Source organism: Janthinobacterium sp. GW822-FHT07A03, assembly GCF_058798815.1.
The window spans coordinates 324,415-344,238 of record NZ_JBXAKW010000008.1 but is presented as its reverse complement, the minus strand read 5'-3'; the positions used below and the strand labels follow the sequence as shown (position 1 = coordinate 344,238).

The 19,824-nt window shown below is 63.1% G+C and carries 19 protein-coding genes; 8 read left to right on the top strand and 11 right to left on the bottom strand.

Features of this window, described 5'->3' with window-relative positions; translation table 11 throughout:
• Nucleotides 1-3: 3 nt before the first annotated feature.
• Nucleotides 4-1,026 (top strand): Gfo/Idh/MocA family oxidoreductase, encoded by a 1,023-nt coding sequence (locus AC1RJW_RS23325; RefSeq protein WP_493047068.1) that lies wholly within the window; start codon nucleotides 4-6, stop codon nucleotides 1,024-1,026.
• A 13-nt stretch (nucleotides 1,027-1,039) separates the two neighbouring features.
• Here the strand turns inward: AC1RJW_RS23325 and AC1RJW_RS23320 are convergent, their stop codons facing one another.
• Both AC1RJW_RS23320 and AC1RJW_RS23315 read right to left on the bottom strand, forming a co-directional pair.
• Nucleotides 1,040-1,378 carry a helix-turn-helix domain-containing transcriptional regulator gene (locus tag AC1RJW_RS23320; RefSeq protein WP_493047067.1) on the bottom strand — a complete coding sequence of 113 codons (339 nt, stop codon included), beginning with the start codon at nucleotides 1,376-1,378 and terminating at the stop codon, nucleotides 1,040-1,042.
• Complete coding sequence (locus tag AC1RJW_RS23315; protein WP_493047066.1) at nucleotides 1,335-1,700, bottom strand: type II toxin-antitoxin system RelE/ParE family toxin; 366 nt, start codon at nucleotides 1,698-1,700, stop codon at nucleotides 1,335-1,337. The genes AC1RJW_RS23320 and AC1RJW_RS23315 overlap by 44 nt, the downstream gene beginning before the upstream one ends.
• Before the next feature lie 235 nt (nucleotides 1,701-1,935).
• Here AC1RJW_RS23315 and AC1RJW_RS23310 point away from each other — a divergent pair, with 235 nt between their 5' ends.
• Entirely contained in the window at nucleotides 1,936-3,153 is a 1,218-nt protein-coding gene (locus tag AC1RJW_RS23310) for a hypothetical protein (protein ID WP_493047065.1), read from the top strand.
• 16 nt (nucleotides 3,154-3,169) lie between these two features.
• Here AC1RJW_RS23310 and AC1RJW_RS23305 read toward each other — a convergent pair whose 3' ends face one another.
• From AC1RJW_RS23305 to AC1RJW_RS23290, 4 genes are read right to left on the bottom strand one after another with little or no spacing between them, the layout of a single operon-like run.
• Nucleotides 3,170-4,633: an ATP-binding protein gene (locus AC1RJW_RS23305; protein WP_493047064.1), complete on the bottom strand. Its 1,464-nt coding sequence runs from the start codon at nucleotides 4,631-4,633 to the stop codon at nucleotides 3,170-3,172.
• Nucleotides 4,626-5,339 carry a response regulator gene (locus tag AC1RJW_RS23300; RefSeq protein WP_493047063.1) on the bottom strand — a complete coding sequence of 238 codons (714 nt, stop codon included), beginning with the start codon at nucleotides 5,337-5,339 and terminating at the stop codon, nucleotides 4,626-4,628. The genes AC1RJW_RS23305 and AC1RJW_RS23300 overlap by 8 nt, the downstream gene beginning before the upstream one ends.
• Entirely contained in the window at nucleotides 5,314-6,150 is an 837-nt protein-coding gene (locus AC1RJW_RS23295; RefSeq protein WP_493047085.1) for an ABC transporter substrate-binding protein, read from the bottom strand. Before AC1RJW_RS23295 ends, AC1RJW_RS23300 begins: the two co-directional genes overlap by 26 nt.
• A 9-nt stretch (nucleotides 6,151-6,159) precedes the next feature.
• A complete protein-coding gene (locus AC1RJW_RS23290) occupies nucleotides 6,160-6,642 on the bottom strand; it encodes a hypothetical protein (protein ID WP_493047062.1) in 483 nt (160 codons plus the stop codon).
• A gap of 355 nt (nucleotides 6,643-6,997) precedes the next feature.
• Between AC1RJW_RS23290 and AC1RJW_RS23285 the strand changes: the two genes are divergently transcribed.
• From AC1RJW_RS23285 to AC1RJW_RS23260, 6 genes are all read left to right on the top strand, one after another.
• Nucleotides 6,998-8,260 carry an ABC transporter substrate-binding protein gene (locus AC1RJW_RS23285; RefSeq protein ID WP_493047061.1) on the top strand — a complete coding sequence of 421 codons (1,263 nt, stop codon included), beginning with the start codon at nucleotides 6,998-7,000 and terminating at the stop codon, nucleotides 8,258-8,260.
• A 112-nt stretch (nucleotides 8,261-8,372) separates the two neighbouring features.
• The gene (locus AC1RJW_RS23280) at nucleotides 8,373-9,287 is read left to right on the top strand and encodes a carbohydrate ABC transporter permease (protein WP_070218123.1); all 915 of its coding nucleotides are present in this window, start codon (nucleotides 8,373-8,375) and stop codon (nucleotides 9,285-9,287) included.
• A gap of 8 nt (nucleotides 9,288-9,295) precedes the next feature.
• Nucleotides 9,296-10,135: a carbohydrate ABC transporter permease gene (locus AC1RJW_RS23275; RefSeq protein WP_070218105.1), complete on the top strand. Its 840-nt coding sequence runs from the start codon at nucleotides 9,296-9,298 to the stop codon at nucleotides 10,133-10,135.
• Between the two features lie 10 nt (nucleotides 10,136-10,145).
• Nucleotides 10,146-11,279, top strand: a complete 1,134-nt coding sequence (locus tag AC1RJW_RS23270; protein ID WP_493047060.1) for an ABC transporter ATP-binding protein — start codon at nucleotides 10,146-10,148, stop codon at nucleotides 11,277-11,279.
• 93 nt (nucleotides 11,280-11,372) lie between these two features.
• Complete coding sequence (locus tag AC1RJW_RS23265; protein ID WP_493047059.1) at nucleotides 11,373-12,608, top strand: maltoporin; 1,236 nt, start codon at nucleotides 11,373-11,375, stop codon at nucleotides 12,606-12,608.
• A gap of 98 nt (nucleotides 12,609-12,706) precedes the next feature.
• Complete coding sequence (locus tag AC1RJW_RS23260; protein ID WP_493047058.1) at nucleotides 12,707-13,729, top strand: ParB/Srx family N-terminal domain-containing protein; 1,023 nt, start codon at nucleotides 12,707-12,709, stop codon at nucleotides 13,727-13,729.
• Nucleotides 13,730-13,801: 72 nt separating this feature from the next.
• On the opposite strand, the gene AC1RJW_RS23255 is transcribed toward AC1RJW_RS23260, so the two are convergent.
• From AC1RJW_RS23255 to AC1RJW_RS23235, 5 genes are all read right to left on the bottom strand, one after another.
• On the bottom strand, nucleotides 13,802-14,911 hold the full coding sequence (locus AC1RJW_RS23255) for an ABC transporter ATP-binding protein (RefSeq protein ID WP_493047057.1): 1,110 nt from the start codon (nucleotides 14,909-14,911) through the stop codon (nucleotides 13,802-13,804).
• A gap of 9 nt (nucleotides 14,912-14,920) precedes the next feature.
• On the bottom strand, nucleotides 14,921-15,790 hold the full coding sequence (locus AC1RJW_RS23250) for a carbohydrate ABC transporter permease (protein ID WP_034777933.1): 870 nt from the start codon (nucleotides 15,788-15,790) through the stop codon (nucleotides 14,921-14,923).
• Nucleotides 15,787-16,671: a carbohydrate ABC transporter permease gene (locus AC1RJW_RS23245; RefSeq protein ID WP_010397323.1), complete on the bottom strand. Its 885-nt coding sequence runs from the start codon at nucleotides 16,669-16,671 to the stop codon at nucleotides 15,787-15,789. The genes AC1RJW_RS23250 and AC1RJW_RS23245 overlap by 4 nt, the downstream gene beginning before the upstream one ends.
• Before the next feature lie 115 nt (nucleotides 16,672-16,786).
• Nucleotides 16,787-18,040 carry an ABC transporter substrate-binding protein gene (locus AC1RJW_RS23240; RefSeq protein WP_086143001.1) on the bottom strand — a complete coding sequence of 418 codons (1,254 nt, stop codon included), beginning with the start codon at nucleotides 18,038-18,040 and terminating at the stop codon, nucleotides 16,787-16,789.
• A 244-nt stretch (nucleotides 18,041-18,284) separates the two neighbouring features.
• Nucleotides 18,285-19,571 (bottom strand): maltoporin, encoded by a 1,287-nt coding sequence (locus tag AC1RJW_RS23235; RefSeq protein WP_493047056.1) that lies wholly within the window; start codon nucleotides 19,569-19,571, stop codon nucleotides 18,285-18,287.
• Between the last annotated feature and the right edge of the window lie 253 nt (nucleotides 19,572-19,824).

The following is a 19,824-nucleotide window of genomic DNA, read 5'->3' as shown; positions in this document are numbered from 1 at the left end:
ACCATGTCATCCCCAACATTAAAAGTCGGCATCGTCGGCCTGGGCCGGCTGGGCCAGCGCCACGCCATCAACCTGGCGCAGCGCGTGCCGAACGCCGAAGTAGTCGCCGCCTGCAGTCCCGTGCCGGCCGAACTGGACTGGGCCGCCAGCCAGCTGGGTATCACCACCGGCTATGCCGACTACGATGCGCTGCTGGCCCATCCCGGCCTGGACGCCGTGTTTCTCGTCACGCCCACCTCGCTGCATGCGGACCAGATCATCGCCGCCTTGCGCGCCGGCAAGCACGTGTTTTGCGAAAAGCCGCTGTCGCTGGACCTGGCCGATTGCCTGAAGGTGGAAGCGGAAGCGGCGCGCCACCCGCAGCTGACCATCATGATCGGCTTCGTGCGGCGTTTCGACGCCAGCTACCATGATGCACAGCAAAAGATAGCACTAGGGCTCATCGGCAAGCCCTACCTTGTCCGTTCGCAAACCTGCGACCAGAACGACCCCAGCGGTGCCTTCATGCGTTTCGCCCCCACCAGCGGCGGCATCTTCCTCGATTGCAGCGTGCACGATATCGACCTGGCGCGCTGGCTGCTGGGCAATCCCGTGCCCAAGCGCGTGTATGCGAGCGGCACCAACGCCATCCACACGGGCTTGCAAGCGTTCGGCGACGTCGACAATGGCCTGGCCACGGTCGAGTTCAGCGATGGCAGCATGGCCAGCTTCATGGCGTCGCGCACCATGGCGCATGGCCATGAGACCCTGACGGAAGTGTTCGGCACGGGGGGCCGCCTGGCCGTGGGCAGCAATCCGCGCCTGAACCGCGTGGAAATCTCCGACGCGCATGGCGTGCGCAACGAATGCACGCCGGACTTCTATGCCCGCTTCGCCGATGCCTTTTTGATCGAGGCGCAGGAATTCACGGATGCGGCGCTGGGCCGGCGCACCCTGTCGCTGACCTTGCACGATGCGACGGAAGCGACGCGCATCGGCCTGGCCATGACGCAAGCGATGCGCGAAGCTCGGCCCGTGGAGTTCTAAGCGCCCCGTGGACTCAGGCAGCCGGCGCGGAAAACGGCTGCCTGGGTTCCACGGCCAGCCGCAAGCCCATGGCATCGAGGATGGCCGTCAAGGTGCTCAGCGAGGGATTGCCATCGGGCGACAGGGTGCGGTACAGCTGGGTGGGATTGAGCTTGGCCGCCTGCGCCACGGCGGGCACGCCGCCAAAGGCGCGCGTCAGCTGGCGCAGCACGGCCAGCAGTTCGCCATGGTCGCCATCGACGAGGATATTGTTGATCAATTCGAGGGCGAGTTCGGGATCATCGCGGTACAGTTCAGCCATCGCCTCGTCATGCGAGCGGTCTCTCGGTGGTTTGCTTGGTTCCTCTTTCATGTCCTCTCTCCTTCCAGTCGTGCCAGCAGGCACAGGCGTATTCGATATCTTTCGGCTGCGTGCGCTTGTCGCCGCCGCACAGCAATAAAATGATCTGTTCGCCGGCGATGGCGTAATACACGCGGTAACCAGGCCCCACGTCGATCCGCAACTCCCACACGCCATCGTGGCAAAATTTATGGTCGCCAAAATTGCCGGGAATCATACGCAATACGCGCCGGGCTATGGCCACCCTGGCCGTATTATCGCGCTGGCGTTTCAGCCATTCCGTATATAAATCCCTGCCCGATGACGTCAGATAGTGCCGGATCTCGACCATCATATTCGTCCATAAACGAAGAAAGATCAAGGAGAAAATCACGTGGTTGCATAAAAAAAGAAGACCTCGCCATCTTGCGGCCAAACCGCGTGACGCAGGTGCCGAATGCCGGGATCACTGATGCATATCAAGATGTCGTTCCTCAGTTACGGTAGAGAAATGATGTGCGCGTACACGCCTCACGCACAGCCGATTGCGCTATACAATAAGCGCTGCCCAACCGCGAAACCCTGCCGCCATGACGAACAACGACAGCAACTCCCCTACCCTTGCCGACGTAGCCGAACGCTACGTCAAACTGGTCCTGGCCATGGGCCGGCACGATGCGTCGTACGTGGACGCCTATTACGGCCCGCCCGCATGGCAACAGGAAGCGGTCGAACAGCAACAAGGTTTGAGCGATATCAAGGATGGCGCAAACGAGGCGCTGGCCCTGCTGGCCGACGAACCTTGCCTGCGCGCCCTCAACCTGCGCAAGCAGTTGCAGGCCGTGCTGGCCAAGGCGGACATGCTGCAGGGATCGCGCCTCGATTTCGATACGCAAAGCGCGCGCCTGTACGATGCCGTCTCACCCCATCACAGCCGTGCGTACTACGAAGCATTGGTGGCGCAGATCGACGCCCTGCTGCCCGGTCCCGGCACGGTCAGCGCGCGTGTCAACGCCTTGCGCGCGCAACTCGTCATTCCCGCCGACAAGCTGCGCGCCGTCATGGACGCGGCCATCCGCATGGGCCGCGAGCGCACCCTGCAGCACATCGCCCTGCCCGACGGCGAAGATTTTATATTGGAATTCGTCACCGACCAGCCGTGGAGCGGCTACAACTGGTACAAGGGCAACTACCAGAGTGTGATCCAGATCAATACGGACTTGCCCGTGTATATCGATCGCGCCGTCGACCTCGGTTGCCACGAAGCGTATCCGGGCCACCACGTCTATAACGTGCTGCTGGAACGCGACCTGGTGCGCGGCAAGGGCTGGATGGAATACTGCATCTATCCCCTGTATTCGCCGCAATCCTTGATCGCCGAAGGCACGGCCAATTACGGCATCGAACTGAGTTTCACGGATGCGGAAAGGCTGGACTTCGAACAGCAGGTGCTGTATCCGCTGGCCGGCCTGGACCCGGCGCTGGCGCCCCGCTATGCGCAACTCAATGCCTTGCTGGCCAAACTGAGCTACGCCGACAACGACATCGCGCGCCAGTACCTCGAAGGCAGCATCACGCGCGAAGAAGCGCTGGAATGGCTGGTCAACGTGCGCCTGTATCCGGCCGAGAAATCCGCGCAGCGCCTGCAGTTCTACGATGCCATGGGCGCGTACGTCATCAACTACAACCTGGGCCAGGACATGGCGAAAGCCTATGTCGAGCGCCAGGGCGCGACGCGTGCCGCGCATTGGGCCGCCTTCCGCGACCTGATGTCCTCGCCGCGCGTGCCCAGCGCGCTGCTGGCCTGACGCTGCCGCCGGCGCCTTACTGCGCCGGCAGGCGGATGGTCGCTTCCAGGCCGCCCTCGCGGTGGTTGGCCAGGCTCAGCTCGCCGCCGTGGGCCTGCACGATGCTGCGCGCAATACCGAGTCCCAATCCCATGCCATGCGCATTCTGCTCGCGGCCATGTTCCAGGCGCACATAGGGCTGGAACAGGCTGGCGAACGCCTCTTCGGCCACGCCGGGGCCGTCGTCGCGGATGCGGATGACGATGTGCTCGCCTTCGCGGCGCGCGGACAGGTGGGCAGTCTTGCCGTAAAACAAGGCATTGTCGAGCAAGTTGCCGATGGCGCGCTTGAGCGCCAGGGGCTTGGCCGTCACGCTCAGGCCCGTCTCCACGTAATGCACTTCGTGGCCGGCCAGTTGGGCGCCGCGTACCATGCGCTGCAGCAAGGCGTCGAGCCGCACCTCGGTGGCGTTTTCATGGATGTCGCTGTCCTTCACGCATTGCAGCGCCCCCTTGACCATCATGTCCAGCTCGTCGAGGTCATCGTGGAATTCATTGCGCTGCACATCGTCGTCGAGCAGTTCCGTGCGCAGTTTCAAACGCGTGATGGGCGTGCGCAAGTCGTGCGAAATCGACACGAACAGGCGTTCGCGGTCTTCCAGATAACGCTGGATGCGCTCGCGCATGGCGCCAAAGGCGCGCGCCGTCTGCACGAACTCGCGGCTGCCCGTCTGCGGCAGGGGCGGCGGCGTCTCGCCGCGGCCAAAGGCCTCGGCCGCGTCCGACAGGGCCGCCAGCGGCCGCGTGGTCCAGCGCACGACAAGGATGGACAGCAACAGCACGGCCGCCAGCGACAGCGCCTGCAGCAGTACCCGGTCCAGGGTCCAAGGGTTGCTGCTTTGCAAGAAATACGGATTCGGCATCAGCGCCGCCAGGTACAGCCAATTGCCCGGTTCCAGTTCCGCCTGGATCACCAGCACGGGGGCCGGATTCGGTTTCAGCAGCAAGATATGCTGGACCCAGTTTTCCGGCAAATCGCCGATGCGCGCGCCGCTGTCGGCCACCACCAGGTCGGCCGGCCAGGCGAAGCCCACGCGGTAGCCGGCCAGCTGCGGCAAATCCGCCTTCAACGCCGCGCCCACGGTCGCCACCACCGTGTCGGCCAGCGCGTGCGGCGCGATTTCGCGGATGGCCAGCGGGCCCTGGTTGACGTTGACAAAGAAGCGCGTGCCGCCCATCTCGCGGAATTGCTGGATCAGGATGGGCCGGTAATTGGCGGGCAGGCTGAGAAAGAAGCGGATGGTGCTGCTGGCGCTGCGGGCCAGGTGCTGCGAAGCCATGCGCGCCTCCACGGCCGAGTCGCGGCGCAGCTGCGCGGCCCAGATCAGGTTGCCCACCAGTTGCGTGGCCAGCACGCCCGCCACCATCACGACGGACAGACGGCCCAGCAGCGATGGCGGCAGCAGGCGCTCGAGCAGGCGGCGCGCGCCCCGCTCAGGCATGCGCACTGCTCACGTCGGCCGAAAACACATAGCCGGCGCCGCGCACCGTCTTGATCAGCACGGGTTGCTTGCCATCATCCTTCAGGCGCAGGCGCAGCCGGCTCACCTGCACGTCGAGCGAGCGGTCGAGCGGACCCGCGTCGCGCCCCCGCGTCTGTTCGCACAGCACGCTGCGGTCGAGGATATCGCCCGGATGCTCGACAAAATAGCGCAGCAGCTGGAAATCGAGGCCCGTCAGTTGCAGCGCTTCGCCATCGGCATCCGTCACCGTGCGTTCCAGCGTGTCGAGGGTGAACCCCACGAAGCGGTAATAGCGGGGCGGCGCCGCCGCGTCGATGCCCGTGCGGCGGTGGATGGCCTTGATGCGCGCCAGCAATTCACGCGGACTGTAGGGCTTGGCGATGTAGTCGTCGGCGCCCAGCTCCAGGCCCACCACCCTGTCCGTCTCGTCGGAGCTGGCCGTCAGCATGATGACGGGCACGTTCGAGCGGGCGCGCACTACCTTGCACAAGGCAAAGCCGTCCGTGTCAGGCAACATCACGTCGAGGATCACCAGCGACAGGCTGTCGACGTGGCGGTGGAATTCGGCCAGGAAGGTGGCGCCATCGTGCGCCAGGCTGACCTCATATTGATTCTTTTCCAAATATGCCTTCAACAGCATGCGGGTCTTTTGATCGTCGTCAACGACCAGGATTTTGCGTGACATGGTCTCGTCCTTTTTTATTCAGCGCCTGCAACATGCTGGCGATGCGGCGCTGGGCGTCGGCCGCGCTGATCGTATCAGTAAGGAAATAGCGGTGCACCTCGGCGATGATGGCGTCCTTGCTGGTTTCATCGGTGGCCATGCGGTGCACGAGGCTGGGCGCCTGGAAGGCGGCGCCGCGCGCGAACGCCTGCGCCGAGGCGCGCCCACAGCTGTCCAGGCGCGACAGGTCGGCCTGGCGCAAGGCGGGAATCGAGCCCTTTACCTGGCTGTACTCGAGCTGCACGGACGGCGAAGCGACCACCTGCGCCAGCTTTTCCTGCGCGCCCTGGTGCGTGTAGTCGGAAGCAAACATGGCCAGCGTATCGATGCTGTACAGGTGATATTCGCCCGTGTCGGGCGCGGCGGCGCAGCCGAAGACCTCGTCCGTGGCGCGGCCCCAGGCGTTCAGCTCGCCCTTCGCCCAGTCGCCCATGATATACATGGCCGCCTCGCCATCACCGACCTGGCGCGCCATCTCGGGCCAGCTCTGTTCGCGCAGCGGCGCCGCCATCCATTGCTTGAGCGACCTCAAGCGCTGCAAGGCGTGCCGCAGGCGGGGGTCCGCATACGCCTCGGCTTTCTTGTCGACAAACAGGGCGCGGTAGTAGGCAGGTCCCGATTCGGCCAGCACCAGCGTCTCGAACAGGGTGGCCACTTGCCACGCCTCGCTGCTTTGCGCCAGCGGCGTGATGCCGGCCTGGCGCAGCGTGGCGGCCACGCGCTCGAAGTCGCTCCAGCTGCGCGGCACGGCCAGGCCCAGGCGCTGGAAAATCTTGCGGTTTTAAAACAGCGTATTGATGCGGTGGATGCCGGCCGGCACGCCCATCGTATGGCCGCGGTTCTGCAGCAGGCCCCACACGGTCGGATACATGGTTGCGCGCCAGTTGTTGCTGGCGGCAACGCTGTCGAGCTGCAGCAGCAGGCCCAGGTCGCTCCACTCGCCCAGGGTGTAGCCGATCAGCTGCATGACTTCCGGCGAATTGCCGGCCAGCACGCGGCTCTTCAGCACCTTGCCCGCGCCGACGCCGGCGCCGCCCGCGATACCCGCGTCGCGCCACTCGACGCCTTCCTGCGCCAGGCGCGCCACCAGCACGTCGGCCGCGCGGCGCTCGCCGGTCGAGGTCCACCAGTGCAGCACTTGCAGCGGCTCGGCCCGCACGGGCACGCCGGTCCACATCAGTGATAGCAGTGCCAGTGCCGCCACGCCGCGACGGCGGGCGGCCCCGGCATGGCGGTCGGCGGTGCTGCGCGGTAGCGTCTTCAATGCTGTCCCCTTGTTCTTGTCGCGACAAACTATAGCCCAACTACAAAACAGCAGGTTGGTAATTTAGTCACCTGATTTGTAAAGAAACGTGAGCTTTTGTTGCGCCATCTTGCACGGCGTCCAGGCGGCCGCGCCCGCCCGACGCCCCGCACGGCGCGCCACGGCAGCGGCCGACGGTAAGGAAAGGTAAGCAAGCGCACCTGCGCATTTCAATATTATCCTTTGAAATCAACAAGATAAGAAACGATCATCAGCGCAAAGCCGGAAGCTGGCGTCACATTTCCCCCGATGCTACTGTCCGCCAACTGCAGCGTATCAGGCAGCCAAACAAGACCAACACCAACAAGGAGACATCATGCGATTGCATGCACAAGGCGGCGTGGCCGCGCGCAACACATTGCTGGCCCTGCTGCTGGCCAGCGGCACGGCGCAAGCGGGCACGCTTACCATCGAGAGCTGGCGCGTGGACGACAAGACCCTGTGGGAAACGGTGCTCATCCCCGCCTTCCAGAAAAAACATCCGGGCATCGAGATCAAGTTTTCGCCCACCGCCCCCACCGAATACGATTCCACGCTGAACGCGCGCCTGAGCGGCGGCACGGCAGGCGACTTGCTGGCTTGCCGCCCGTTCGACGTCTCGCTGGCCCTGTACAAGCGGGGCCAGCTGGAAAAGCTCGACGGCAAGGCCGGCATGGAGAATTTTCCCGCCTCGGCCAAGGTGGCGTGGCAGACGGACGATGGCAAGGACACCTTCTGCATGCCGATCGCCTCCGTCATGCATGGTTTCCTGTACAACAAGAAAATCTTCCGCGAACTGAAACTGCAGCCGCCCGCCACGGAAGAGGAATTCTTCAAGGTGCTCGAAACGGTCAAGAAGAGCGGCAAGTATGCGCCGCTGGCGCTGGGCACGGCCGACCAGTGGGAAGCGAACCAGGTGGTGTTTACCAGCATCGGCGCCAATTACTGGAAGGGCGAGGATGGCCGCAAGGCGCTGATCGCGGGCAAGGCCAAATTTACCGATCCGCAATTCGTCGCCGCCTGGGAATATGAAGCCCGGCTGGGCAGCTATCTGTCCAAGGGCGCCAGCGCGCAAACCTATGGCGACAGCCAGAACCAGTTCGCGCTGGGCAAGGCCGCCATCTATCCGTCCGGCTCCTGGGACATCGCCTACTTCAAGCAGGATCCGGAGCTGGAACTGGGCGCCTTCAACCCGCCCGTGCGCAAGGCCGGCGACAAGTGCTATATCTCGGACCACACGGACATCGGCATGAGCGTCAACAAGAAGTCGAAGAACAAGGAAGACGCCTACAAATTCCTCGCCTGGCTCGGTTCGCAGGAATTCGCCGACATCTACACCAACAAGGTGACGGGCTTCTTCTCGCTGTCGAACCATTTGATTTCCATCAAGGATCCGCTGGCCAAGCAGATGAACGGCTGGCGCGCCAGTTGCGCCTCGACCATCCGCCTGAACGCGCAAATCCTCAACCGGGGCGAACCGAGCATGGAAAACGAGCTGTGGAACGTCAACGCCCAGGTACTGAACGGCAAGCTGGCGCCGAAGGACGCGGCGCGCCAGATCCAGGCCGGCTTTGCCAAGTGGTACAAGCTGCAGCAGTAATCCCCCCCATCCTCCCCCCGCAACCGGCCTGAGCAATGCGATGCAGCGGCCCGGTGGCGCGGTTTTGCCGGCGGCCCCGCCGCCGGTGTTTTTATTCGTCTGGAGTTTCGCCGTGAAGAAAGCTTTCCCTTGGCACGTGGCCGTGTTCCTGGCGCCGGCGCTGATCATCTACTCGCTGTTCAGCGCCCTGCCCCTGGCCGATACCCTGCGCCTGGGCCTGTACACGACCGATGAGGGCGGCCGCCATCATTTTGCCGGTCTGGCCAACTACGCCACCATCCTGTTCGACCCGCAATGGTCGCAAAGTTTCTGGAATGCAATGTGGAACAACTGCAAGTTTTTCCTCATCCATATGCTGCTGCAAAATCCCATCGGCCTGCTGCTGGCCACCCTCTTCAGCCTCAAGGGGCTGAAGGGCGAGCGCAGCTACCGCACCCTGATCTTCCTGCCCACATTATTGTCCGTGGTGATCATCGGCTTCATCTGGCAGCTGATCCTGTCGCCGCTGTGGGGCGTGGGCCAGTCGCTGATGGATGGCGTGGGCATCGGCAGCTATTTCGCGCCATGGCTGGGCCAGGAATCGACGGCCCTGCTGACCATCGCGCTCATTTCTGTTTGGCAATACATCGGCATTCCCATGATGCTGATCTATGCGGCCCTGCTGGCCGTGCCGGAGGAAATCATCGAGGCGGCCCACGCGGAAGGCGCCAGCGCGATGCGCATCTTCTGGCAAATCAAGCTGCCGCTGATCTGGCCCACCCTGGGACTGGTGACCATCCTGACGTTTGTCGCCAACTTCAATGCCTTCGACCTCGTGTACTCCGTGAAAGGCGCGCTGGCGGGGCCGAACTACGCCACCGACATCCTCGGCACCTTCTTCTACCGCACCTTCTTCGGTTACCAGGCCCAGCTGGGCAGCCCCACCATGGGCGCGGCCGTGGCCACCATGATGTTCCTCGTCATCCTCGTGGGCGTGGGCGTGTATTTCTTTTTCGTGCAGCGCAAGCTGACACGCTACGAACTGTAAGGGCCGCCATGCGCAACGTTTCCACCCGCCCCCTGGGCCGCGCCGCCGTGCACGTGATCCTGGCCGGCTACACCCTGATCGCCCTGTTCCCCATCGTCTTGATCCTGATCAATTCGGTCAAGACGCGGGCCGCCATCTTCGACAATCCGCTGGCCCTGCCCACGCCCGCCACCTTTTCCCTCGTGGGCTTTCACAAGGTGCTGGCCAATTCGGATTTCCTGCTGTATTTCGGCAACAGCCTGTTCGTCACCCTGCTGTCGCTGCTGCTGATCGTGCTGTTCGGCGCCATGGCGGCCTGGGCACTGTCCGAATACACGTTCACGGGCAACCGCCTGCTGACCCTGTACCTGGCACTGGGCATCATGATTCCCATCCGCCTGGGCACGGTGTCCATCCTGGAACTGGTGGTGCGGCTCGACCTGATCAATACCCTGACGGCGCTGGTGCTCGTGTACACGGCGCAGGGCTTGCCGCTGGCCGTGATGATCCTGTCCGAATTCGTGCGCCAGGTGCCGCGCGAACTGAAGGATGCGGCGCGCTGCGACGGCGTGGGCGAATTCGCCATCTTCTTCCAGGTGATCCTGCCCCTGATCCGCCCCGCCATCGCCACGGTGGCCGTGTTCACCATGATTCCCGCCTGGAACGACCTGTGGTTCCCGCTGATCCTGGCGCCGTCGGACCGCACCAAGACCGTCACCCTGGGCGTGCAGCAATTCATCGGGCAATACGTGACCGACTGGAACTCCGTGCTGGCGGCGCTGTCGCTGGCCGTCATTCCCGTGCTCGTCATGTACGTCATTTTCTCTCGTCAACTGATCCGCGGCCTGACATCCGGCGCGGTCAAATAATAGGTGCACCATGGCCCATGTAAGCCTGCAACAACTGAGCAAATCCTACGACGGCCGCACGAACGTGCTGGCCGGCATCGACCTCGACATCCGCGACGGTGAATTCGTCGTGCTGGTGGGCCCTTCCGGCTGCGGCAAATCGACCTTGCTGCGCATGCTGTGCGGCCTGGAAGGCATTTCGCACGGCACGCTGTCCATCGGCGGCAAGGTCGTCAACGACCTGCCGCCCGCCGAACGGGGCATCGCCATGGTCTTCCAGAGCTATGCGCTGTATCCGCACATGAGCGTGTTCCGCAACATGGCCTTCGGCCTGAAGATCGCCGGCGCCGGCAAGGATGACATCGCCCGGCGCGTGCGCCACGCGGCCGCCATCCTGAAGATCGACCATCTGCTCGAGCGCCTGCCGCGCGAGCTGTCGGGCGGCCAGCGCCAGAGGGTGGCCATCGGCCGCGCCATCGTGCGCGAACCGCAGCTGTTCCTGTTCGACGAGCCGCTGTCGAACCTCGACGCGGCCCTGCGCGTGCAGACGCGGCTGGAAATTGCCAAGCTGCACCGCCAGCTGAACGCCACCATCGTGTATGTGACGCACGACCAGGTCGAGGCGATGACCCTGGGCGACAAGATCGTCGTCATGCATGGCGGCCATATCCAGCAGGCGGGCACGCCGCTGGAGCTGTACCAGCAGCCGGCGAACCGCTTCGTGGCCGGCTTCATCGGCGCGCCCATGATGAATTTCTTTGAGGGAAAAGTCATTGCCGCCGAGGAAGATGGCGTGCGCGTGGCCCTGGCCAGCGGCCAGGAAATCACGGCCCTCGTCGATCCGGCGGGCCTGCGGGCGGGCGAGGCCGTCACGGTGGGCCTGCGCGCCGAGCACATCCTGGAAAACGGCAACGGCAGCGCCCGCTTCCAGGGCGTCGTCAGCCTGGTGGAACACCTGGGCGAAGCCAATTTCATCTACCTGAGCCTGGACAACGGCCAGGAACTGGTGATACGCGGCGACGGCAACAACCGCGTGCCGCTGGGCCAGCCGTTCACGGTCTCGGCCGCCAGCAGCGCCTTCCATCTGTTCGACGCGCAGGGCGTGGCGCGCACGCGGCGCCAGCCCGGCAACCTGATTTCCTCGAAACAGAATCTGGCCGCCTGAGCCTTCACGCCCAGGCAGTCCCCCGACCGGATCGGCAGCGATCCGGTATACGACGTGCCCAAGCACGCATTTTAATAACGACAAGGAGATTGTATGCAACACCCGATCAAGACCTCGCTGGCCCTCGCCTGCACCATGCTGCTGGCCTGCGGCGCCGCCCACGCCAGCGATGCCGAAGGTGAATACCACGGCTACTTCCGCGCCGGCCTCGGCTCGAGCACGGACAGCCGCGGCCCGCAAAGCTGCTATGGCCTGGGCGGCAACACCATGCGCTACCGGCTCGGCAACGAATGCGACACCTATGGCGAATTCGAATACCAGAAGGAAATGGCCAAGTCGGCCAACGGCGTCAGCTTCGTCGGCCATATCATGGTGGCCGCCTACACGCCCAGCTCCGCCGTCAGCGATTCGGACCTGAGCATGTCGAAGATGTACGTGGAAGCGAAAAACATACCCACGCTCAACGGCGGCACGGCCTGGATCGGCAAGCGCTACTACATGCGTCCCGACATCCACATGCTGGACTTGCAATATATCAATATGAACGGCACGGGCGGCGGCATCGACCAGTACAAGCTGGGACCGGGCCGTATCAGCTATGGCTTCTTCAAGGATAACGACAAGCCCGGCAACTCGGCCATCCGGCAAAACCTCGTCTACCAGGGCATTCCCGTCAACCAGGATGGCACGCTGGAAGTGCTGACCACCCTCATCACGCCCGACAAGAAGGACAGCACCTCGCACGGCGGCTGGCAGGCCACCGTGCTGCACAAGCAGGATAAAGTATGGGGCGGCGCCAACACCTTCGGCATCCAGTACGGCGTGGGGCCAGGCACGGGCGCCGGCGGCCAGTGCTGCGACCGCATGGGCACCACGGGTTCGATCCGCAACGGCAGCGACGTCACGCGCCTGCGCATCTTCAATTCGCTGTGGATACAGCCGACGCCCGAATGGAGCGCGGAAATGGTGGCCATCGTCCAGCGCGACAAGTCCAACGTCTCGGGCGGCAGCTCGACCTGGACCACCCTGGGCGTGCGCCCCGTGTATGCCGTCAACGACAACTTCAAGCTGCAGTTCGAGCTGGGCACGGACCGCGTGACCTCGCCCACGGGCGGCGCCGCGCAGCGCCTGACCAAGCTGACCTTCGCGCCCACCCTGACGGCGGGCAAGGGTTACTGGTCGCGTCCCGAGCTGCGCGCCTTCGTCACCTACGGCAAATGGAACGACGCCGCCACGGCCGCCGTCAACAAGGCCAATGAATCGGGGCCCGTGTACGGCAACGCCACCAGCGGCACCTCGTTCGGCCTGCAAGTGGAGACGTGGTTTTAGAAGCTGTCTTGATCTGGCGCAGTGCATGCGCCTATCGGACTGCGCGAAATCGCGTGCCGCGCTATGCTGCACGCCATACCGCTCACTTCGGAGGTCGCATGCACGCCGCATTCCCCCGGGCCGCCGCCGCGCTGGCCCTGTCTTTCGCCAGCATGGCCTGGGCCCGCGATGCCGCCGTCGCGCCCGCCCTCAGCGCGCGCCAGCAGGCGCTGATGTCTACCGTGGTGGGCAGCGCCGCCCATCCGCGCATCCTGCAGGTGCGCCTCGATGAACTGCATCCGACCCAGCCTGCCATCGGCTACGACCAGGTGTATTACAAGCTGGGACGCTATGCGGCCGAAGAAAAGCACATCGCCGACATCGCCAAGCCGAAGAAATTCGCCGACCTGTGCGAAGCCAATGGCCAGGGCGACGTCTTGCCCGACACGGCCAACGTGGCCGGCGCCACCCTGGCCGCGCCACCGGCCGGCTACCGCTGCAAGGCGGCCGTCGGCAGCCGCCCGGACGACATGAAGACCGTCGTCATCGGCCCGCGCGGCATCGTGTACCTGACCGATGGCCACCACACGTTTTCCACCTTCTGGGAAGCCGATGGCGGGCGCAATCATCAATTGCAGGTCTGGGTCAAGGTCAGCGACAATTTCAGCGCGCTGGACGAAGCGGCCTTCTGGACCCGCATGCGCGCAGAAAACAAGGTCTGGCTGAAGAACGGCAAGAACCAGGCCATCACGCCGCAGCAGCTGCCGTCCGCCATCGGCTTGCGCACGCTCGGCGACGACCCCTACCGCTCGCTCGTCTACTTTACGCGCGAGATCGGCTACGAGCCGCCTGGCAAGGCCACGGAATTTCTCGAGTTTTACTGGGCCGACTGGCTGCGCGGCATGCCGGCGCCGGACCTGGCGCACATCGACCTGCTGGACCGCGCGGCGTACGCCAACGCCATCTTGCAAGCGGCGCAGGCCATGGCGGCGCTGCGGCCCGGCGATATCGTCAGCGGCGGCAAGAGCGCCGCCGACCTGGGCGCGCTGGACAAGGTCGACCGCGAAACGCTGGAAGAATTGACGCAGAACAAAGGCAAGCTGAGCTACGCCATCGCGTACAAACAATCACTGGCACGATAATCGCAGCGGCGTAAACGACAACGGCCCGCCTGTCGCCTGGACAAGCGGGCCGTTTTTCATGGCAGGTGGCGCTTAGGCGATGCGTTCGCCGTTGGCCGGATCGAACAGGGCCGCTTTCGACAGGTTGAACGACAGCTGCATGGTCTGCCCCGGCAGCACCGCTTCGCGCGGATGCGTGCGGCAAGTCACGGCGGCGCCGTTCAGGCGCGTCGTCAGCAGGGTATCGGGGCCGGTCGGCTCGACCAGATCGATCAGGCAACCGAGTTCCTGGCCCACGTCGCCGTGCGCGCTGCTCATGTCCGTGATCTGCTCCGGGCGCACGCCCAGGATCACCTCGCGGCCCGCATAGCTGCGCAGCTTGTCGGCGGCGAATGGCAAGGCCAGGCGCATGCTCTTGCCCGCGTTATCGATGGCGGCAAACACTTCGTTGCCCTCAATGACGGGCTTGACGGTGATGAAGTTCATCGATGGCGAGCCGATGAAGCCAGCCACGAACAGGTTGGCCGGATTGTCGTAGATTTCCTGCGGCGTGCCCAGTTGCTGCACCACCCCATCCTTCATGACGGCGATCAGGTCGCCCATCGTCATCGCCTCGATCTGGTCATGCGTGACGTAGACGATGGTGGCCTTCAGGCGCTGGTGCAGCAGCTTGATCTCGGCGCGCATTTCCACGCGCAGCTTGGCGTCCAGGTTCGACAGCGGTTCGTCGAACAGGAACAGCGAGGGCTTGCGCGAGATGGCGCGGCCCATGGCCACGCGTTGACGCTGGCCGCCCGACAGCTGCGCCGGGCGGCGGTCCAGCAAGTGCGTGATCTGCAGCGTTTCGGCCACGCGCGAGACGATTTCTTCCTGCTCCGCCTTCGGCACCTTTTTCACGTTCAGGCCGAACGCGATGTTTTCGCGCACCGTCATCGACGGGTACAGCGCGTAGGACTGGAACACCATGGCGATGTCGCGGTCCTTCGGCGGCAGGTCGTTGACCACCTTGCCGTCGATGAGGATTTCGCCCGAGGTGACGCTTTCCAGACCGGCCACCATATTGAGCAAGGTCGATTTGCCGGAGCCGGAGCCGCCGACGAGGATCAGGAACTGGCCATCCTTGATCTCGATGTCGATGCCCTTGAGGACCTCGACGCCATTCGTGTACACCTTGCGGATGCTGCGTATCGATAAACTGGACATATTCTTTCCTTAACCTTTGACTGCGCCTGCGGTCAGACCGCGCACAAAATAACGGCCTGCGACCAGATAGACCAGCAGGGTCGGCAGCGCGGCAATCACCGCGGCGGCCATGTTGACGTTGTATTCCTTCACGCCCGTGGACGTGTTGACCAGGTTGTTCAAGCCCACTGTGATCGGCTGCGAATCGCCGCTGGCGAAGACGATGCCGAACAGGAAGTCGTTCCAGATCTGCGTAAATTGCCAGATGATGCAGACGACGAAAATCGGACCCGAAATCGGCAGCACGATCTTGCGGAAGATCAAGAAGAAGCCGGCGCCGTCGATGCGCGCTGCCTTGATCAATTCTTCCGGCACGCCGATGTAGTAATTGCGGAAGAACAAGGTCGTGAAGGCCGTGCCATACACCACGTGCACGAAAACCAGGCCGGTAGTCGTATTGGCCAGGCCGAATTCGCCCAGCAAACGCGCCATCGGCAGGATCACCACCTGGAATGGGATGAAGCAGCCCACCAGCAAGGCGGCAAACAGGATTTCCGAACCGCGGAAGCGCCAGTGCGCGAAGACATAGCCGTTGAAGGCGCCCAGGAAGGTCGAGATCAGCACGGCGGGAATCACCATCTTGATCGAGTTCCAGAAGAACGGCTGCATGCCGTCGCAGGTGACGCCCGTGCAGGCCGAAGACCAGGCCTTGGACCAGGAATCGAACTGCCACACGTGCGGCAGTGCCAGCAGGTTGCCGCTGCGGATCTCGTCGAGCGACTTGAACGACGTCGACAGGGTCACGTACAGGGGCACGATGTAGTACACCGCGAACAGAATCAGCAGCAGGTATACCACCACCCGTCCGAGGGTGAGTCGATTATTGCGGGTAGGTGTCATCTCATCGCCTTTGCGCTGCGCGTTTCCAGGTACATCAGCGGCACCAGCACGGCCACGATGGTGGCCAGCATCATCATTGCCGATGCCGAGCCCAGGCCCAGCTGGCCGCGGGTGAAGGAAAACTGGTACATGAAGATGGCCGGCACGGACGAGGAATTGCCAGGTCCGCCAGCCGTCAGTGCGATGACCAGGTCGAAGCTCTTGATGGCGATATGCGCGAGGATCAGCAGCACGCTGAAGAACACGGGACGCATGGCGGGAATCACGATGCGCCAGTAGATCGTCGGCAGCGATGCGCCGTCGACTTGCGCCGCCTTGATGATTTCATCATCGATGCCGCGCAGGCCGGCCAGGAACAGGGCCATGACAAAGCCCGACGACTGCCAGACGCCGGCGATCACCACCGTGTAGATGGCCATGTCGGAGTTCACCAGCCAGTCGAAGGTAAACGAGGTCCAGCCCCAGTCGTGCATGACCTTTTCCAGGCCCAGGCTGGGATTGAGCATCCATTTCCAGGCCGTGCCGGTGACGATGAAGGACAGCGCCATCGGATACAGGTAGATGGCGCGCAGCGCGCCTTCGGCGCGGATTTTCTGGTCCAGCAGGATGGCCAGGAACAGGCCGATGGCGATGCTGCAACCGATGAACAGGACACCGAAGATGCCGAGGTTCTTGAGCGAGGTCCACCAGCGCTCATTGTCGAACAGCTCGACGTATTGCACCAGGCCGGCGAACTCGTAGTTCGGCATCAGCCGCGATTCGGTCAGCGACAGCCAACCGGTCAAAAAGATAAAACCATAGACGAATACCAAGCTGGCGATGAGCGTGGGGCCCAGCACCATCTGCGGTATCCATCGGTCGAATTGCTTGCGTATGGACATAGGACAGCCGTAGAAGTAGAACTGCGTGTGGCGCCGGCCTGGTCGAAAGCCAGGGCGGACGCCTGCGATGCATGCGATGCAGCGGGCGCCAGCGGGAGTGCCGGCGCCGTCGTGATTACTTCACTTTTGCCGCTTTGGCCAGGGCGGCAACCGCGTCTTTCGAGCTCATGTTGGTATTCATGAACTTGGCGATGACGTCGGTCACGGCGCCTTGCGTGGCCGATGGCAGCGCCATGCCGTGGGCGAACGATGGCACCAGGCCGCCGTTCTTGTTGGTGGCGTCCATGTCTTCCATCGATTTCAGGGCGCAAGCGTCAAACTTGTCCTTCGATACGCCGGAACGCACGGGGATGGAACCCTTGTTCAGGTTGAAGATCGACTGGAACTTCGGATTCATGATGGCGTTGGCCAGGGCGATCTGCCCTTTCTTCGCATTCGCATCCTTTTGCGTGAACATGGCAAACGAATCGATGTTGAAGGTGTAGGCCTTGTCCGTGCCAGGCGCTGCCACGCACAGGTAGTCCTTGCCCGGCACCTTGCCGGCGGCCGTGAACTCGCCCTTGGCCCAGTCGCCCATGAACTGGAAGCCGGCCTTGTTGTTGATGACCATGGCGGTCGCCAGGTTCCAGTCGCGGCCAGCCGCATCCTTGTCGATGTAGGTCTTCACCTTGCCCAAGGTGTCGAACACCTTGAGCATGGTCGGGCCGGTCAATTCCTTCTGGTCCAGCTTGAGGATGGCCTTTTTGTAGAATTCCGTGCCGCCCACGCCCAGCGCGACCGATTCAAACACGGTGGCGTCCTGCCAAGGCTGGCCGCCGTGGGCGATCGCGATGCCGCCCGATTTCTTGATCTTCTCGGCCGCGTCGAAGAACGCATCCCAGGTGGTCGGGGTGGTGGCCACGCCGGCTTTTTTCAGCACTTCAGGGTTGACCCACATCCAGTTGACGCGGTGGACGTTGACGGGAGCGGCAACGTAGTGGCCCTTGTATTTCATGATGTCGGCAACGACTTTCGGCAGCACGGCATCCCATTTGCCTGGAATGGCGGCATCGTCGATGTTGGCCAGCACGCCTTCGGCGCCCCACTCCTGGATCGACGGGCCCTTGATCTGGGCAGCCGTTGGCGGATTGCCGGAAATGACGCGGGTCTTCAGCGCGGTCGCGGCGTTTTCGCCAGCGCCGCCGGCCACGGCGAAATCTTTCCAGCCGAAGCCGCTTTCCTTCACGATCTGCTGCAACTGGCCCACGGACTTCGCTTCGCCGCCGGAGGTCCAGTAGTGCAACACTTCCACGTCGGTCGCAAACGCGCTGCCGGCGAATGCCAGGGTGGTCAATGCGGCCAGTTGGGTAATCTTGAATTTCAGTTTCATCTCCACATTCCTTTTTTGATCAAGCTTTTAGGGGGCTTCGGCATACGGGGCCGAAAAAGGTGAAATCTGCGCCTGTACCGGCGCTCTTGTGCTCAGACCCGCTTGCAAACGGGCATCATCTTCAGTGAAAAGACGGCGCCGTGATCCATGACATGACTACATTGCATTTATATCACGGGACGGCGCCAAAAACGCATCCGCGAAGGATGCGCCAGGTTGATCTAGACTTACAATGCCTGCAAACTTAGAACCAAGTTTCCACCTGGAAACCATACGAGGTGCCGCTGGTATTGTTGTTGTAGATCGGGCCGCCGTTGTTCGACGCATTGACCGAGGCGGTGGCCGCATCGTTCCATTTGCCGTAGGTCACGAAAGCGCGCAGCTCGGGACGCGACCACAGGCCAGGACCGGCCGAGATCGTCGGGGCGATGGTCAGCTTGGTCAGGCGCTTGGCCGGCAGGCCGCCCGCTTGCGTCACGCGGTCCGTGCCCAGTTCGCCCACCAGCTTGAAGTTGTTGGTGAATGCGTACACGGGACGCACGCCGACCGAGGTCCAGGTCGAGGAACCGGTGGCGTTCGATTCGTCTTTTTGCCACAGGGCGACGAATTCCATGCCGAAGTTGGCCATCGGCTGGATCGCCATGTCATTGAAGATGCGCGTGCGTTTCACGTCCGAACCGAAATTGGTGTCGCCCGAAGCGCCGAACTGCGCGCCCTTGCCGGTGCCAGGGCCGACGCCGTACTGCACGCCGAAGGTATTGCCGCCGCCGAAGACTTTCGCCTGGCGGTGGAAGGCCGACAATTGCCAGCCATTGTGCTTCTGGCCAAACGCGTCGTTGTCCTTGCCTTCGCCGATGATGTAGGTCGCGGCCAGGTCCAGGGTGCCGTTTTCATTCACGGGAATCTCGCCGTAGATGAAGTTCTGGCGCACGGCGGACTTGGTGCTGACGACGCCGGTCGGCGACACGGTGTTGATGTCGTTGTCCTTGAAGAAGGCGTACGAGAATTTGCCGGGGCCCGCAGGAATGCGGTCCAGGCCGGCGCCCGTGCCGTTCATATTGATGTACTGCAAGTCCAGCATGTGGATGTCAGGACGGTAGTAGAAGCGCTTGCCGATCCAGGCCGTGCCGCCGTTCAGGAAATCGAGTCCCTGGGCTTCGACATAGGCCTTGACGATGCCCAGCTTGTTGTCGCCGAAATCGGAGTTGGGCGCGTAGGCGTTGACCCAGATGGTGGCCAGGTAGTTCACGCCGCCGGACTGGGCGACGGACTTGGTGTAGCCGAATTCCGTGTAGGCGTCGCACTCATTGCCCAGACGATATTTCATGGTATTGCCGCCCAGGCCGAAGCAGCCCTGCGAACCGCCGTCGCCCGAAGTATTGCTGCCGGCGCCGGCGCGCAGGTAGCCGTGGAAGCCTTCGGAATCGGATGGGTACATAGGGTCGGCGGCAGCGGAACCGCTGGCGATGGCCAGGACGATGGCAGCTGGCAGTGTTTTCAGCACGGCCTTCAACATGTTGCGATGCAGCATGGTAAGTCTCCTCAGTAATTTATTTTTTATCTAGTCATTCGTGGCCGAATGTACTGGCCAGAATTCTTTCCAGCAGGGACATAGTAACTATACTACGAACAAATATCAACATATTATGTTGTAATCCTACGACTACTCTGCGACACTTTATTTGCGTACCGACAAGCGAGTTGCCTGCCCTGTTTTTTCGCTGGCGCCACCCCATCTGGCACGGTGGACAGGCATTTGCGCAGGCACCCCGTATTTTTCGGCA